This window comes from Pseudomonas sp. GM41(2012) (assembly GCF_000282315.2).
In the GTDB taxonomy this organism is placed as follows: Bacteria; Pseudomonadota; Gammaproteobacteria; order Pseudomonadales; family Pseudomonadaceae; genus Aquipseudomonas.
On record NZ_AKJN02000006.1, the window covers coordinates 1,643,802 to 1,658,091 of the forward strand.

Genomic DNA, 14,290 nt, shown 5'->3' on the forward strand with positions numbered 1-14,290 from the left:
AGGCGTCATAACCCTGCATTGGCCAACGGCACGAACACTGTGGTGTCCGTGCCTGGTCACATCTCGCTACGACGTGGTTCGCGCTCATAAAAAACCAGGACGCATCGCTGAATTAACTCACACCCTCATCCCGATTTCTGTTTTTGTCTAGCGCCCCCATGCACCCATTTCAGGTCGCCCCCAGGAGGTAACCTTCCACATTTTCTATGGAAAGGGCTTCGAGCAGCACCTGCTCCAGGATGGCAAAAAAACATTTAATGTGAGCCTGTTTCAATGCCTGAGGCCGGGTCACCAGATAGACTTCCATATCTGGAAGTTGGAGATCCGGGAACAACTCGATCAGGTCCTTCGCCAGAATACGGGGCAGTACTGCCACACCCATTCCTCGCCTCACCGATTCGAGCTGAACCGCGAACGAGTTCACGCTGATCTGCGCGCGTTCCAGACCCGCGGCCTTTGCCGCACGCATTTGCGGCAACATGTCCAGCGGAGGAAGCAAGGCGATATTAACCGCGGTGGCCGGAGTCACCCCTGGATACCGCTTCAGATAACCTGCATCGGCGAAGACGCCGTAAGCGAGCCTGCCTATTGGTCGATAAATCAGCGACGGTTCGCCTAGATGAGCTGTGCGTACAGCAATGTCTGCCACGCCACGGACAATCTTGTGAAAGTCGGCTGTTGCCATCAACTCCACCGAGCAACGCGGGTGAAGAGCGGTGAAGCGACTCGCAGCCTCCAGCACGCAAGACGAAAATCCCTCTCCTGCACTGACCAGGACACTGCCAAATAGCTCTGTGTGTAGCCCGGACATGCCAGCAACGGTTTGACGCCTCAAGCCCGCCTCCGCCGCCAGGGCAACTTCCACGAGGGATTGGCCGCGCGAGGTCAACCAGCATCCTTCAACGCCCCGCTCGACGAGTAGCTCGCCCAGGGCGCTCTCAAGTTGGGTCAACCGGCGGGACACAGTAGACGCCGCAATACCCAGCATCTGGCCAGCTTGAAGAAAGCTGCCACGCCGCGAGACTGCCAACAACAGACGAAGATCGTCCCAATTTGCTTGCAACGCCATGCGTCATATCCTCCCTGGTCTGCATATGTGCAAAGCCATTATGCAGTAGTCGCTGTTTTTCGGGAGAGGCCTCAAAGGTATATCTACAAGCCCTCGAAGACGAATGGAATGGACTGTATGACTACTGGCCCCAACGACTATGCGGAACGCGCCGCCAGTGCCTTCAATCGCCGTGATGTGGAGGCGATGCTTGCGCTGGTTTGCGAAGACTTCATCTACCTCGATAGCATGGGGATACAAACCGGTCGCGAAGCCATGCGCAAACGAGAGATCGCATTGCTCGAAGCGCTCCCCGATGCCCAAGTGATTTTCAGCCCATTCGCCGTCGGTAACGATCGTTTGGCGCTGACTGCCTTCCTGACCGGCACATTCGCCGCACCCTTGGTGCTGCCAGGCCGGGTGATTCCACCTCATGGACGCCATATTACCGCGTACTACGCCGCACACTTCACCTTCAGAGACGGGCTGGCCATCCGTGAAGAGGCCTTCTTCGACAGTGCGGTGCTGATGCCGTTAGCCTATCCAGCTGAGGGTTGAGCCATGCACAGCGCATTCGTTACTGGCGCAACCGGCTTGTTGGGCAACAACCTAGTGCGTGAATTGGTCGCTCGTGGTTACGCGGTCAAAGCCCTGGTCCGTTCAAGAGCCAAAGGTGAACTGCAGTTCAACAATTTGCCGGGTGTGGAACTGGTCGTTGGGGACATGGCCGATGTCGACGCATTCGCAGCGTCGCTGCAAGGCTGCGATACGGTGTTTCACACCGCGGCGTTCTTTCGCGACAACTACAAGGGCGGCAGCCACTGGAAGGAACTCGAAAAGATTAATGTGTCTGGTACGCGGCGCCTGCTAAACCAGGCCTACCGCGCCGGTATACGACGGTTCATCCATACGTCTTCCATTGCCGTGCTCGACGGCGCACCTGGCACGTCCATCGATGAGACATGTCTGCGGGCCGACGCCGATGCGGATGACTACTACCGTAGCAAGATTCTCGCCGACCGTGTCGTCTTGTCGTTCCTGGAGGTCCATCCCGAGATGCATGCCTGCATGGTCCTGCCTGGCTGGATGTGGGGCCCAGCCGACATGGGCCCCACCTCCTCGGGACAGCTGGTTAACGATGTCGTGCTCGGCAAACTGCCCGGACTAATCCCCGGTAGTTTCTCCGTTGTCGATGCCCGCGATGTGGCATTGGCGCAGATTGCCGCAGCCAAACATGGGCGGCGAGGTGAGCGCTATCTCGCGGCGGGCCGGCATATGACAATGCGTGAGCTGGTGCCTATGCTTGGACGTATAGCGGGCGTCAAGACACCCGTTCGACAACTACCGCTCCCCTTTCTATACACGTTGGCGGCTGTGCAGGAGATGTATGCGCGTATTACCAGCAAGCCCATTCTGCTGAGCATGGCCACGTTGCGCCTGTTGGTACGAGAAAAGGACCGCACCTGTTTCAACCACAGCAAGAGTGAACAAGAGCTTGGCCTGAGTTTCCGGCCACTAGAGCTGACAATCACCGACACGGTGGCGTGGTACCGCGATCACGATTGGTTTGAGAGTCAAACCTTAAGTTCCCGGAACCGCACTCCTTCCACATTGACCGCACACCTGAACAAGGACGTAAACATACAGTGAGTAGGGAAATAATCCTGATGCGTCACGGCCAGCCAAAACTGGTCGCAACCTACAAAATGTCAGCGCTCGATATGAAAGACTGGATCGAGCAATACAACCGGTCCGAAATTACCAACCAACCCGTCCCGGATGCCAGCATGCAGCTCGCCGCAACCGCCAAGGTGATTGTCTCAAGCAGCGCGCCTCGTGCGCTGACCTCCGTCCAGGCTCTTGGCCTGAAGCCCGCCCTTGTCGACGCGCTTTTCTGTGAAGCGCAACTGCCTTATGGTCACTGGAAACTGCCACGGCTATCGTCGTTTACCTGGGCATTTATCCTTCGAGTCTTATGGTTGTGCGGTTACTCACGCAACGTCGAATCCGCCGGAACGGCGAGGATGCGCGCCAGCACGGCAGCTCGACGACTTCAGTCCCTTGCCAACGAAGGACCGGTTCTGCTGCTCGGTCATGGCTTTATGAATCGAATGATCGCCAAACAACTGGTGGCCGATGGATGGGTTCGCCAAAAACGTAACGGCAGCCAGTATTGGAGTGCGACGGTGTATCAATATAGCGGTGTTTAAAAGTGCCATCTGGCGCGGAGATTAAACGAAGGGAAAGTTCAGGTTGGTCGTTCATTTGTAGAGACCTCTTTGGGACGCGAAAACCACGTTTTTCTACTCGCTCGCCCCCGTACAAAGGCGGGGGCTTGGAGTGTAGGTTGGCGATTTGTCTCGCTGGACAGATACCTATTGCTGTTGGTGGCGACAGGCAGAAAACGGCCAGAAGCGGACGTGTTGACGCTTGTTACTCTCATTGGAGGTTGTCAACCGACCACGACGCTGGGAAGCTGCAGTGACGTTTACCATAAGGACATGCTGAAATGAACGCGCGAAAAATTTTAATCACAGGTGCTGCGGGCCGAATCGGCAGCGCTTTTTGGAAAGCGCATTACGATAAGTCAGATTTGCGTTTAGCCGACATAGATGTATCAACACTTCCGCAATCGGCACAACGTTTCGCTCTCGACATCAGCGTTCAAGCCAGTTGCCTTGAAGCTTGCGAAGGCATACATACAGTGATTCATCTAGCTGCTGACCCTCGCCCAGACGCCGATTTCATGACATCCCTGCTCCCTGTGAATATTGTGGGCACCTACAACATGCTATTCGCCGCAAAGGCTCAAGGCTGCAAGCGCTTTATATTTGCGAGCAGCGCTCAGGCTATCGAAGGTTATCCAGAGGATGTCCAGGTACATGAATGTATGGCACCTAAGCCAGGCAATCTATACGGGGTCAGCAAAGCGTTCGGGGAAGCGCTGGCTTCGATGTATGCAAACGATGGTCAAATGACAACAATCGCAGTCCGTATTGCAAACGTAGCTATATTTCACCAAGGGGAAAACCACAGTCACAGGGATGTAGCTGCTTTTATTAGTATCAGGGATGTTGTCGCACTACTTAGTAATTGCGTCGAGGCCGAGCTGAGCGGATTTCATGTTATCCACGGGGTCTCAGATAACAGATATAAGCGACTTTCTATCGAGAAGACCAGAAAAGTTGTGGGGTACGCTCCCGTTGATGATGGATTTGAGATTCTGGAAGGACACGCTCAACCTGACTGAACTACTTCATTAATTACTGCCCCTTCGACTGTCCGCTTCGGGTCGGTTTTCTGTCCTTCGCGACGGGCAGAAATCGGCCAACAGCGGAAGGCTCCCACACAGATCAGTAGGCGCCCGTAGTGGGTAGTGAGCGTACTGTCCCTCTTCCCTCTTCCCGCTCTCCAGCGCCTTCACCATTACACTCACCTGCGCTTCGTTAAACACAGGCTGCTGAAAGGACTAGATATAGCGGATGCAGCTGACGCCTTGGGTGACATTGTCCGGCATGACAGTCTTGAAACTGCTGCCGCCGACGAAGGCGATTACAGAATGGATGTGCTCGGGTGGAACGCTGAGCAGCGCTTCTAGCGCCTTCAAATGTTTGTAATTCTGCCGCAGCGGGTTCTGGAATCTGAAGCGATGCCGGAAAATCTGCTGTGTCCACTGGGCCTGGCGCTCACCTCCGAAGATCCAGCCACGCATGTTTTTGGTCTCCAGCACGAAAATGCCAAAAGGCGACAGGAACACATGATCGATCTGGGTAGCGCCATCGGGCGTATCCAGTGTGACGTTGTGCAACCGGCGGTAGACCTGGCCATCCAACCTATAGTGGGCGAATGTCCGCACCAGCAGCTCACCGAACCAGCCCTTGAACCAGGGCGTCTTGATGATGATGACTAGGACCAACAATGGCAGCAGCCACTTCAGCATGTCGAACAGCGGCTGGAGCATCACAAAAACATTCATCGCTTCCTTTGCGTGGCGAAGGTATGTCAGTACGCCGGATGAGGCTACACCTTCACCCTTTTATTCCTTTCTAGCTTAGGCGAGGTAACTGGCGTCTGCTTTCGGCTCTGGCTGTTTAAAACCGTTTTAGAGCAGGTTTGACAGTCAGAACTGGAACGAAAATCGCGCTCCTACGCAAATTTTTGCGTCTGCTGATTAACCAAGCGCTGGCAGATTTTACGTAGCGACGCAGACTTCAAAACGGTGCCTGCTTTTTTTAACAGCCTGGACCAAAAGCGGCCTGTCGTGACGGGCAGAAATCGGCCATAAACGGTCAGTCACCGCAACCTCCATTTCGCCTCTTAGCGGACGCTTGGCTTCATGCCTGCGGTGCCCGGTGGTGCAACGCACGGTCTCATGGACCAGTTCCCCTGCTTTTGCCACCACATGACCTATGCTCATGCATGGCAGTAAACCAGCCGGAGCCCTTGGTGAGTCCAATCGCTAATCAGGACATGGTGAAAGGAGCGGTGCAACGATGAAACCGGAATATTCAACCTGCATGAAATGGATCGCAGTCGCTGCCGCCTCGGTGGCTCTGATTGCAGGCTGTGCCAACCAGAACGATCCCGTGGCCAAGGCCGAGAAAGCCGACGCAGCCAGGGGCATTGCCGCACCCAGTCTCACCGAGACGAAGGCCATCGCCGAGGAAGCCTTCATCTACGGACTGCCAATCGTCATGAACTATGCGGTGATGTATGAATACGCCGTGGACAAGGGCGGCTCACAGTTCAAGGCACCCTTTAACCAGATCAGGAACGAGCCCCGCGTCTTCACCTACCAGGACACGGCCATCGTCACACCCAACAGCGACACTCCCTACTCCTTCCTCTGGTTGGACCTGCGTGCCGAGCCGATGGTGCTCACGGTACCGGCGGTCGAAAAGAGGCGCTACTACGCAGTGCAGCTGGTCGACGGTAATGCCTACAACTTCGGCTACATCGGCAGCCGCGCCACGGGGAACGAGCCGGGCAACTACCTGGTGGTCGGGCCTGACTGGAAGGGTTCCACGCCACCGGGCATCAACAAGGTCTTCCATTCGACAACGCCCTTCCCGATCGCTGGCTATCGAACCCAGCTCTACAATCCCAAGGACATGCCGAACGTGATGAAGGTGCAGTCGGGCTACAAAGTCCAGCCGCTGTCGGCGTTTCTGAAGCAACCGGCGCCGCCTGCATCGCCGGTAGTCAATTTCCTTCCGGCCACCACAGCGGGGATCAAGGAGAACTTCTTCGAGTACCTCGATGCCGCGCTCCAGTACGTGCCGCCAACGCCGGAAGACAGGGAGATTCGGGCCCGAATCGCGCGAATCGGCATCGGGCCGGGCAAGAGCTTCGAGTTCAAGGATCTCTCGTTCGAACACAAGGCTGCCGTCCTGCTCGGCATGAAGGAAGGCGACGAAAAGGTGGACAAGTGGTTGTCCAGCGGACTCAAGGACGTCAATGGCTGGAGCATCGGTTCGTTCTTTGGCGACCGCCATTTCTACAACGGTAACTGGCTGATGCGCGCGGGCGCGGCCAAAGGCGGCATCTACGGCAACGATGCAGTGGAAGCCACTTATCCCTTGACCCGCACGACGGCGACCGGCGAGCCACTGGACGGCAGCAAACACAACTACACGCTCACCTTCCCCGCCGGGCAACTGCCACCGGTGAACGCCTTCTGGTCGGTGACCATGTACGACGGCAAGACGCAGCTCCTGATCAAGAACCCGATCGACCGCTATCTGCTGAACTCGCCCATGCTGCCCGGCATGAAGAAGAGCAAGGACGGGGCGCTCACCCTCTACATTCAACGGGACTCGCCCGGCAAGGCGCTGGAAGGCAACTGGCTGCCTGCCCCCGACGGTCCGATCTACCTGGTGATGCGCCTTTATTGGCCCAAGGAGACACCGCCTTCGATCCTGCCGGCCGGCAAGGGAACGTGGAAGCCACCAGGCATCGTGGTGTTGAAATAGAGCCTGGCGCGTCAGATCGAGCATCTGTGGACGAGCAGGTAAAACACAGTGATCGGGGGTTTACATGACATTCACAACACTGAAACTCATCGTCTGTCTGATGGCACTGCCATTGGCCGTGGCGCGCGCCCAAACGAACGTAACTCCCACCGAGGCCCGCGCCATCGCCAAGGAGGCCTATGTCTACGGCTTCCCGGTGGTGGATAGCTATCGCATCCAATACAGCTACTTTGTGGATCGCCAGAATCCCGAGTTCAAGGCGCAGTGGAATCAGATCCGCAACATTCCTCGCGTTTACACGCCGGCGGATACGGCCATCCAGACGCCCAACTCAGACACGCCGTATTCGTGGTTGGGCATGGATCTGCGCGCCGAACCGATCGTACTTACCGTGCCGGCGATCGAAAAGGGACGCTACTTCACCATCCAGCTCATCGACGCCTACACCTTTAACTTTGCCTACATCGGCAGCCGCACCACCGGCAACAGTGGCGGCAGCTTCCTGATCGCGGGGCCGGCCTGGAAAGGGCAGACACCCAAGGGTGTGAAGGAAGTGATCCGTTCGGAGACAGAATTTGTCTTCGCTGCCTATCGCACACAGCTCTTCAACCCCGGCGACCTCGACAACGTGAAAAAAGTGCAGGCCGGCTACAAGGCACAGACGCTATCGGCATTCCTTGGCACCACCACACCCAAAGCGGCTCCGGCCATCGATTTCATCAAGCCGCTCACGCCCGCTCAAGAGAAGACCTCGCTGCAGTTCTTCAACGTGCTGAACTTCGTGCTTGGTTTCTGCCCGACAAATCCGTCCGAGACCGAACTCATGGCACGTTTCGCCAAAATCGGCGTCGGGCCAGGACAGATTTTCGATCCTGGCAAGCTCTCACCTGAACTGAAGGAAGCCATCGAGCAAGGTATGGCCGACGCTTGGGCTGACTTCGCTGGCCTGAAGAAAGAATTTGATGAGGGGAAGCTGACCTCCGGCGATGTCTTCGGCACGCGGGAATATCTGAAAAACAATTATTTGTTTCGCATGGGCGCCGCCGTGCTTGGCATCTATGGCAATTCAAAGTTGGAAGCGATGTATCCAACTTATTACGTGGATGAGGCGAAGCGGAAGCTGGATGGCGCAAATCGTTATACCTTGCGTTTTGCGCCCGGCCAGTTGCCACCCGTGAACGCATTCTGGTCGTTGACAATGTATGAAGAGCCGGCGAGCCTTCTCGTTGCCAACCCTATCAACCGGTATCTGGTCAACTCACCCATGCTGCCGCAGTTCAAGCGCGATGCCGATGATGGACTGACGCTGATCATCCAAAACGAATCGCCCGGCAAGGACAAGGAAGCCAACTGGCTGCCTGCACCGAAAGGGGCATTTTCCATGATCATGCGGCTCTACTGGCCGAAAGCCGAAGCGACGGAAGGCAAGTGGACTGCGCCCCCGCTGAAGCGAATGTAGAGAGCCAACAAAGCGCACTGAGCAGTCGGCAGCCTTCAACCCTGCCCCTTCAACGACGGCCTTACGCCCTCGAAACTTGACCATCGATTGTCGTCTGCGGGACCTTGGCATCGAGTAGTGCCGAATGACCGCTTTTAGCTGTGGATTCTGCCAATGCTCACCGTCAGTTTGGGTCGATAGCAGCCCGTCGTGGCGCCGGACATCAACGCAGACGGATGACTTATCGGCTATCGCTCGATACCCTGACCTCCCCGTCGCCTGACGGTTTGCAGGACGAGCATGTCATGAAATCCCCCGCAGGTTTGCTGCTGTCGGCCATCGAACTGGACCGTGCCAGTGCCATTCCCCTGTACCGCCAACTGTATCTGCAGATTCGCAAACAGATACTCAACGGCAGAATCCAGGGGGGTGTGCGCCTGCCGTCGACCCGGACGCTAAGCAACGAGTTGGGGTTGTCGCGGATCACTATTCTCAATGCGTTCGATCAGCTGATTGCCGAAGGTTTCCTGGCCTCGCGCACGGGTGCCGGGACGTATGTCGGCACTGAGTGGGAAAGCCGGGGTATCGAAGACGAGCAACCGCGCCAGCCACCGCGCCTGTCCGACCTGAGCCAGTCGATGCTGTCGCTGCGCAGCGATCATTTTCGCGGGGTGTCCTATGCCGACTGGGACCCCGCGACCCCGACTTCCTTTCTGCCCAGCCACAGCACTTATGAAGCCTTCCCGCAGGCGACCTGGCGGCGTCTGATGAACCGTCATCTGCTCAAGCCAACCAAGGCCATTCTGGGTTATGGCGAGTTGCAAGGCTTGCAGGCGTTCCGCGCAGCGATTGCCGAATATGTCTTCGATGCACGTGGCATCGACTGCGATGCCGGGCAAGTGGTGATCGTTTCCGGCGCGCAGCAAGCGTTCAACCTGCTGGGCATGCTGCTGCTCAACCCGCAGGACAGCATCTGGATGGAGGACCCGGGGCACATCGCCGCACGCATTGCGTTGCAGGCCCAGGGGGCTCAGGTGGTTGCGTTGCGTATCGATGAACAGGGGATCGATGTCCAGCAAGGCTTGACCGAGTGCCCTGATGCCCGCTTGGTGTTTTGTACGCCTTCGCGCCAGCATCCTTTGGGTGTCACCCTGAGTTATGCGCGGCGCCAGGCACTCATCGAATGGGCTGCGCAGCATCAGAGCTGGATCATCGAGGACGATTGCGACAGTGAGTTTCGCTACAGTGGTCGCCTCCTCCCGGCGCTGTATGCCATGGACCAGATGGCCCGGGTGATTTACGTCGGAACGTTCAGCAAAGTGCTCTTTCCGTCACTGAGACTGGGTTATGTGATTCTGCCGCAGGCCTTGGTCGAACCCTTTTGCACCCTGCGCGCGGTCATGGATCGCAGTCCGCCCACACTGCTACAGGCGACAACGGCGGACTTCATGAGCGAAGGCCACTTCCTGGGGCACATCCGCCGCATGCGTGCGCTGTACAAGGCGCGCCAGCAGGCATTGATCGAACAGCTTGAAAAGCAGATTGGCAGCTTCTTCAGGATCACTCCGACGGATGCTGGCATGCACCTGATCGCTTGGCTGCCCCCAGAACTCAGTGACGCTGACATCGCACAGCAACTGGCCCGGCACAACATCCACACTTACGCCTTGAGCGACTACCGCATCAAGCATGCCCTTGCGCCGGCCCTGTTGATCGGCTTTGCCGGCACGCCTGAAAACCAGGCCCGGGAGCGTGTCGAGGCGCTGGCCCGGGCCTTGCGCACCTTGGGTTATCTGCCGCCGACCGCTTGATGCGAGGCAAGTGGTCTTATCAAATAACTGATAGTGGATCTATCGAGAGTTCCTGACTGGCGCGATAAAGGCTGCGCCGGTAGACCCGGTGTCTGAACCAGGAACGACTCTAATGAACAATAAGATCCAGGAACGATTCAACGCCTTGCTGAGCCATAAGGTGGTCGAACACGGGGCTGTTCCCGTGCTGACGGACGCACTGGCCCGGCGGTTGCTTGAGCGTCTGGGGAAACTGCGTCTGTTTGCCCACGCCTACCCGCTACTGACCAACCTCACCCACGGTCGAGTCACCCCTGCCGACCTGCTGGACTTCGCCTATCGCCACGAGCTGCAAGGCCTGAGCCTGCACTTGCTCGACGGCGAGGAAAACAGCCTGAGCCAAATGTCATCCGCGCAGCTCCAGGGGTTTGCCGCCAAGGCCAAAGCGCTGGGGCTGGATGTGCACCTGGAAATCAGCAGCACGCTGAAAAAGGATGTTGACCAAGTGATTGCCATCGCCAGGGCTCTGGGGGTGCGCAACATTCGTGTTTACTCACGTTACGAGGGCACACTGTCGCGGGTCATGGACGTGATCGAGACCGATCTGCACTACCTCGCGCAACAGGCCGACGCACACGATCTGTACTTTGACTTCGAGCAGCATGAAGAACTCAAGAGCGGCGAAATCGCGCAACTGCTCAACCGCGTCAACCACCCTCGCCTGCATGCTCTGTTCGACTTCGGCAACATGATCAATGCCTGCGAACAACCCCTGCAGGCCCTGCGCAACCTGGCGCCGCACATCCGCCAGACTCACCTCAAGGGTGTGCGCATCGTCCCCGAACAAAACGGCTTCGGCCATTACGGCGTATTGCAGGGCAGCGACGAGGACGATCTGCCCAGCGCCCGCATGCTGTTCGAACTGTTGATGCTGGGCGAAGCAACCCCGCAGGTGATCGCATTTATTCTCGAGCAGGAAAACCACTACGTGGCCCCGGCCTTCCGCCAGAGCCTTGAAGCGGCCGATCCCTTCATTGCCTACCGGGAGATGAGCGAAACGCCACTTCCGAACGGCTACTCACTTGAGCGAATGCTGGCCGATGAACACCGCTGGGCGAACAACCAGGTCGCCTATGTCCGTAGCCTGCTGGCCGAATTGCGCACCTTGGCCGAACTGACCCTGGCCAGCCCTTCCAACGCCTGAACCTGACGACCCGATTACGCCCGGAGAACAATAATGACAATTCAAAACAAGGCCAAATGGCTCAGATTCCTGATCCTCATCCTCGGTGGCGGCACCATCTACAAGCTGGCGAACCTCAAGGACGCCTTCTATATACCCATGCAGGAATTCATGGGCTTGAGCCACACTGAAATCGGCATGCTGCTGAGTGCCAACGCGATCATCGCTACTGCACTGTTTGTGATTGGCGGCCTGCTCGCTGATCGCTACGACACGCGCAAACTGATTCCCCTCGGCCTGATCGGGACCGGTAGCCTGGGACTGTACCTGGCGACCTTTCCGCCCTTCACCAATTTGCTGATCGTGTTCAGTCTGTTGGCCGTCTGTGCCGACTGCCTGTTCTGGCCATCGCTGCTCAAAGCCATCCGCAACCTGGGTGACGATCAGGAGCAAGGCCGGTTGTTCGGCCTGCTCGAAGGCGGGCGTGGCGTGGTTGATACACTGGTGGCCTTTTCCGCTCTGGGCGTGTTCGTCGCCATGGGTTCGGGAGAAACCGGCCTGAAGTCGGCGATCCTGTTTTACTCGGTCATCGACATTCTGGCCGGCACCCTGACCTGGTTCCTGCTCAAGGGCGGCAACGCGCCGTCGGTGGCCAAGCCCAAGAATGGTATGGCGAACCTAATGGAAGCGATCAAGGTTCCGGGAATCTGGCTGGTCAGCCTCAACGTGTTCATGGTCTACATCGTCTACTGCGGCCTGACCTATTTCATTCCCTACCTCAAAGAAATGTACGGGTTGCCCGTGGCGTTGGTCGGCGCCTACGGCATCATCAACCAGTACTTTCTGAAGATCCTCGGCGGGCCTGCCGGCGGTTTCATTGCCGACAAGCAATTCAAGAGCACCAGCCGCTATCTGAAATGGGCATTCCTGGCACTGTTGCCGCTGATGGGCGTGATCATGCTGATTCCGAAAAGCCCGGGCTTCATCTATGCGGGCATGGCCGCCACCCTGTCCTTCGCCCTGATCGTATTCTCCATGCGCGGCGTGTTCTGGGCGCCCATGGGTGAAGTCGGCATTCCCCAACACATCACCGGCTCGGCCTTCGGCATCGGTTGCCTGATCGGCTATGCACCCGGCATGTTTGCCTACGTCATCTATGGCGCGATCCTCGACCACTTCCCCGGTCAACAGGGTTACAACTATGTCTTCACCTTGATGAGCATACTGGCCATTGCAGGCTTCATGGTGTCCAGCCTCCTCTATCAAGCGGTGCGCAAAAAATCCATGGCCACTGGCGGAATGAGCGCTGCGCAAGCCTGATCATCGCCATGGACTCCAGGAGGAGGAATCGTCTACCACGCCGATCCCTCCTCCTGACCCCAACGCCGGGATGAACCGAGGCTGCGCACAATCTGCAGAACGCGTTAGCGCAACGGAACGCTTTTTCAGCATGTGGCGGGGGCGACCGTTGGCACTCTTGATCGGTGGCGTTCGACGCGGACTATCTATATTGGGTCGCTTTCTGTCTCACGCGACTGGCAGAGAACGGCCCATAAGCGGTCATTGGTTGCGCCTCAAATCCCCCATCAGCAAACGTCCACCCAACCCGCACAACCCGTCATGACACCTGCTGACGTTCTACCGCGATAAAGACCGACTCGAACTGCAGGGCCAGTGCTGCAAGTCCGAGGGTGGTGACCAGCAGCCCAGGCAAACTGATCTACAGGTCGCGTTGACGTCGATGTGCGTGGCTAATCCAGGATGAACAGGTCCCCTTCCACATCCGTATCGCCGTGTTTACGACTCTGCGCCGCAGAGTCGTAGACGATCATCAGAACCTCCCCAGGCTGCTCGCCCGACTGGAACAGACACATGCCCTCAGCGTGATCGCTGCCTTGCCCGAAAGGCACCTCCAGCACCTTCTCCAATTGATCAGTGAAGACCACGCTTTCCTCGTCGGACGCGAAACCGCCGCGCCAGCGGAAGACCGTTACCGGACCGTCCTGCTCCATCGTGGGGCCCGCCAGGATCAGCAGATCGTCACCGCGGGTGCACAGGTCACGCAAGCCCAGGCCATTGAGCGCGAAGAAATGCTTGCGGTAGCGGCGCCCATCCGGACCGATCTTCTTCAGCACCAGCGTGTCAGACGAGGCGTCGTTCAGCTCGGGTTCGATCTCCAACAACACGGCCCAGCCGCGTAGCACCGGTCCACGCAGCCCCAGCAGAAGGCGCGAGCCGATCATCACCAACCCTTCGATATCGAGGCCGTTGTCCTTACCCGGGATACGCAGGAAGTCGCGTAGCTGAGGATCTTCAGCAATGGCCGCAGTCAGGTCGTTACCGACTTCGTTGCCCTGCAGCTGCGCCGCTGTACGTCCATCGGCATCCACTTTCCTGGCGAGTACATAGCTGTCGTTCTGCTGCAGCACAGGGATGCGGGCCAGCAGAAAACGATTGCCGTCCGCCTCTACCGTCGACAGGCGCTTGATATTTTTCTGTGCAGAAGTGCCGGCCTCGGACTTCTTGCGCTTCAGGCTATGGGAGCCCACCACCCAGAGGTAACCACTGTCAGGGACATAGGCCAAACCCTCGATATCAATCTCGGCGTCTTGTTTCGGTATGGGCAGATCCAGATATTCCAGGAGCGGAAACGATTGGTGCTCGTCGCACCTTACGACGCCGCCGGGCGCAGCATCCTGGATTTTCAGGCGTTCCAGGCTCGTGGTTTCGTCGTTCGCCACCCAGAGTGTGTCGTCAATCTGCTGAGCGACCGAAAGGCCATCGCGCAACGACGCAAACGCCGGATCAAAGCTCAACAGCGCAAAATTGCTTCGGTGGCTCATGAGCGGTCTCCTGCCT

General features: G+C 57.7%; 11 protein-coding genes and 1 pseudogene. 9 read left to right on the forward strand and 3 right to left on the reverse strand.

Translation table 11 applies throughout. The features are described from left to right. Positions 1–169: 169 nt before the first annotated feature. Positions 170–1,069, reverse strand: coding sequence for a LysR family transcriptional regulator (locus PMI27_RS18500; RefSeq protein WP_008154663.1), 900 nt, complete (start codon positions 1,067–1,069; stop codon positions 170–172). Between the two features lie 117 nt (positions 1,070–1,186). Here PMI27_RS18500 and PMI27_RS18495 point away from each other — a divergent pair, with 117 nt between their 5' ends. The 4 genes from PMI27_RS18495 to PMI27_RS18480 all read left to right on the forward strand — a co-directional run bounded on the left by PMI27_RS18495 (position 1,187) and on the right by PMI27_RS18480 (position 4,298). Beyond that, entirely contained in the window at positions 1,187–1,606 is a 420-nt protein-coding gene (locus tag PMI27_RS18495; protein ID WP_008154664.1) for an ester cyclase, read from the forward strand. Positions 1,607–1,609: 3 nt separating this feature from the next. Next, positions 1,610–2,698 carry an SDR family oxidoreductase gene (locus PMI27_RS18490; protein WP_008154665.1) on the forward strand — a complete coding sequence of 363 codons (1,089 nt, stop codon included), beginning with the start codon at positions 1,610–1,612 and terminating at the stop codon, positions 2,696–2,698. A 17-nt stretch (positions 2,699–2,715) separates the two neighbouring features. Continuing rightward, entirely contained in the window at positions 2,716–3,258 is a 543-nt protein-coding gene (locus PMI27_RS18485) for a hypothetical protein (protein ID WP_008154666.1), read from the forward strand. Between the two features lie 299 nt (positions 3,259–3,557). After that, positions 3,558–4,298 carry an NAD-dependent epimerase/dehydratase family protein gene (locus PMI27_RS18480; protein ID WP_008154667.1) on the forward strand — a complete coding sequence of 247 codons (741 nt, stop codon included), beginning with the start codon at positions 3,558–3,560 and terminating at the stop codon, positions 4,296–4,298. Positions 4,299–4,445: 147 nt separating this feature from the next. Here PMI27_RS18480 and PMI27_RS18475 read toward each other — a convergent pair. Then, positions 4,446–5,024 (reverse strand): annotated as a pseudogene (locus tag PMI27_RS18475) (nuclease-related domain-containing protein); the annotation flags it as partial. Between the two features lie 517 nt (positions 5,025–5,541). On the opposite strand from PMI27_RS18475, the gene PMI27_RS18470 reads away from it, so the two are divergent. The 5 genes from PMI27_RS18470 (at position 5,542) to PMI27_RS18450 (ending at position 12,751) form a co-directional block, all read left to right on the forward strand. Beyond that, positions 5,542–7,020 carry a DUF1254 domain-containing protein gene (locus PMI27_RS18470; RefSeq protein WP_008154669.1) on the forward strand — a complete coding sequence of 493 codons (1,479 nt, stop codon included), beginning with the start codon at positions 5,542–5,544 and terminating at the stop codon, positions 7,018–7,020. A gap of 64 nt (positions 7,021–7,084) precedes the next feature. Beyond that, complete coding sequence (locus PMI27_RS18465; RefSeq protein WP_008154670.1) at positions 7,085–8,479, forward strand: DUF1254 domain-containing protein; 1,395 nt, start codon at positions 7,085–7,087, stop codon at positions 8,477–8,479. Positions 8,480–8,763: 284 nt separating this feature from the next. Next, the gene (gene pdxR / locus PMI27_RS18460) at positions 8,764–10,269 is read left to right on the forward strand and encodes a MocR-like pyridoxine biosynthesis transcription factor PdxR (RefSeq protein ID WP_008154671.1); all 1,506 of its coding nucleotides are present in this window, start codon (positions 8,764–8,766) and stop codon (positions 10,267–10,269) included. Positions 10,270–10,381: 112 nt separating this feature from the next. Further along, on the forward strand, positions 10,382–11,452 hold the full coding sequence (locus tag PMI27_RS18455) for a sugar phosphate isomerase/epimerase family protein (RefSeq protein ID WP_008154672.1): 1,071 nt from the start codon (positions 10,382–10,384) through the stop codon (positions 11,450–11,452). A gap of 33 nt (positions 11,453–11,485) precedes the next feature. Continuing rightward, on the forward strand, positions 11,486–12,751 hold the full coding sequence (locus PMI27_RS18450) for an MFS transporter (RefSeq protein ID WP_008154673.1): 1,266 nt from the start codon (positions 11,486–11,488) through the stop codon (positions 12,749–12,751). Positions 12,752–13,182: 431 nt separating this feature from the next. Here the strand turns inward: PMI27_RS18450 and PMI27_RS18445 are convergent, their stop codons facing one another. Further along, positions 13,183–14,274, reverse strand: coding sequence for a DUF3616 domain-containing protein (locus PMI27_RS18445; protein ID WP_008154674.1), 1,092 nt, complete (start codon positions 14,272–14,274; stop codon positions 13,183–13,185). Positions 14,275–14,290 lie beyond the last annotated feature (16 nt).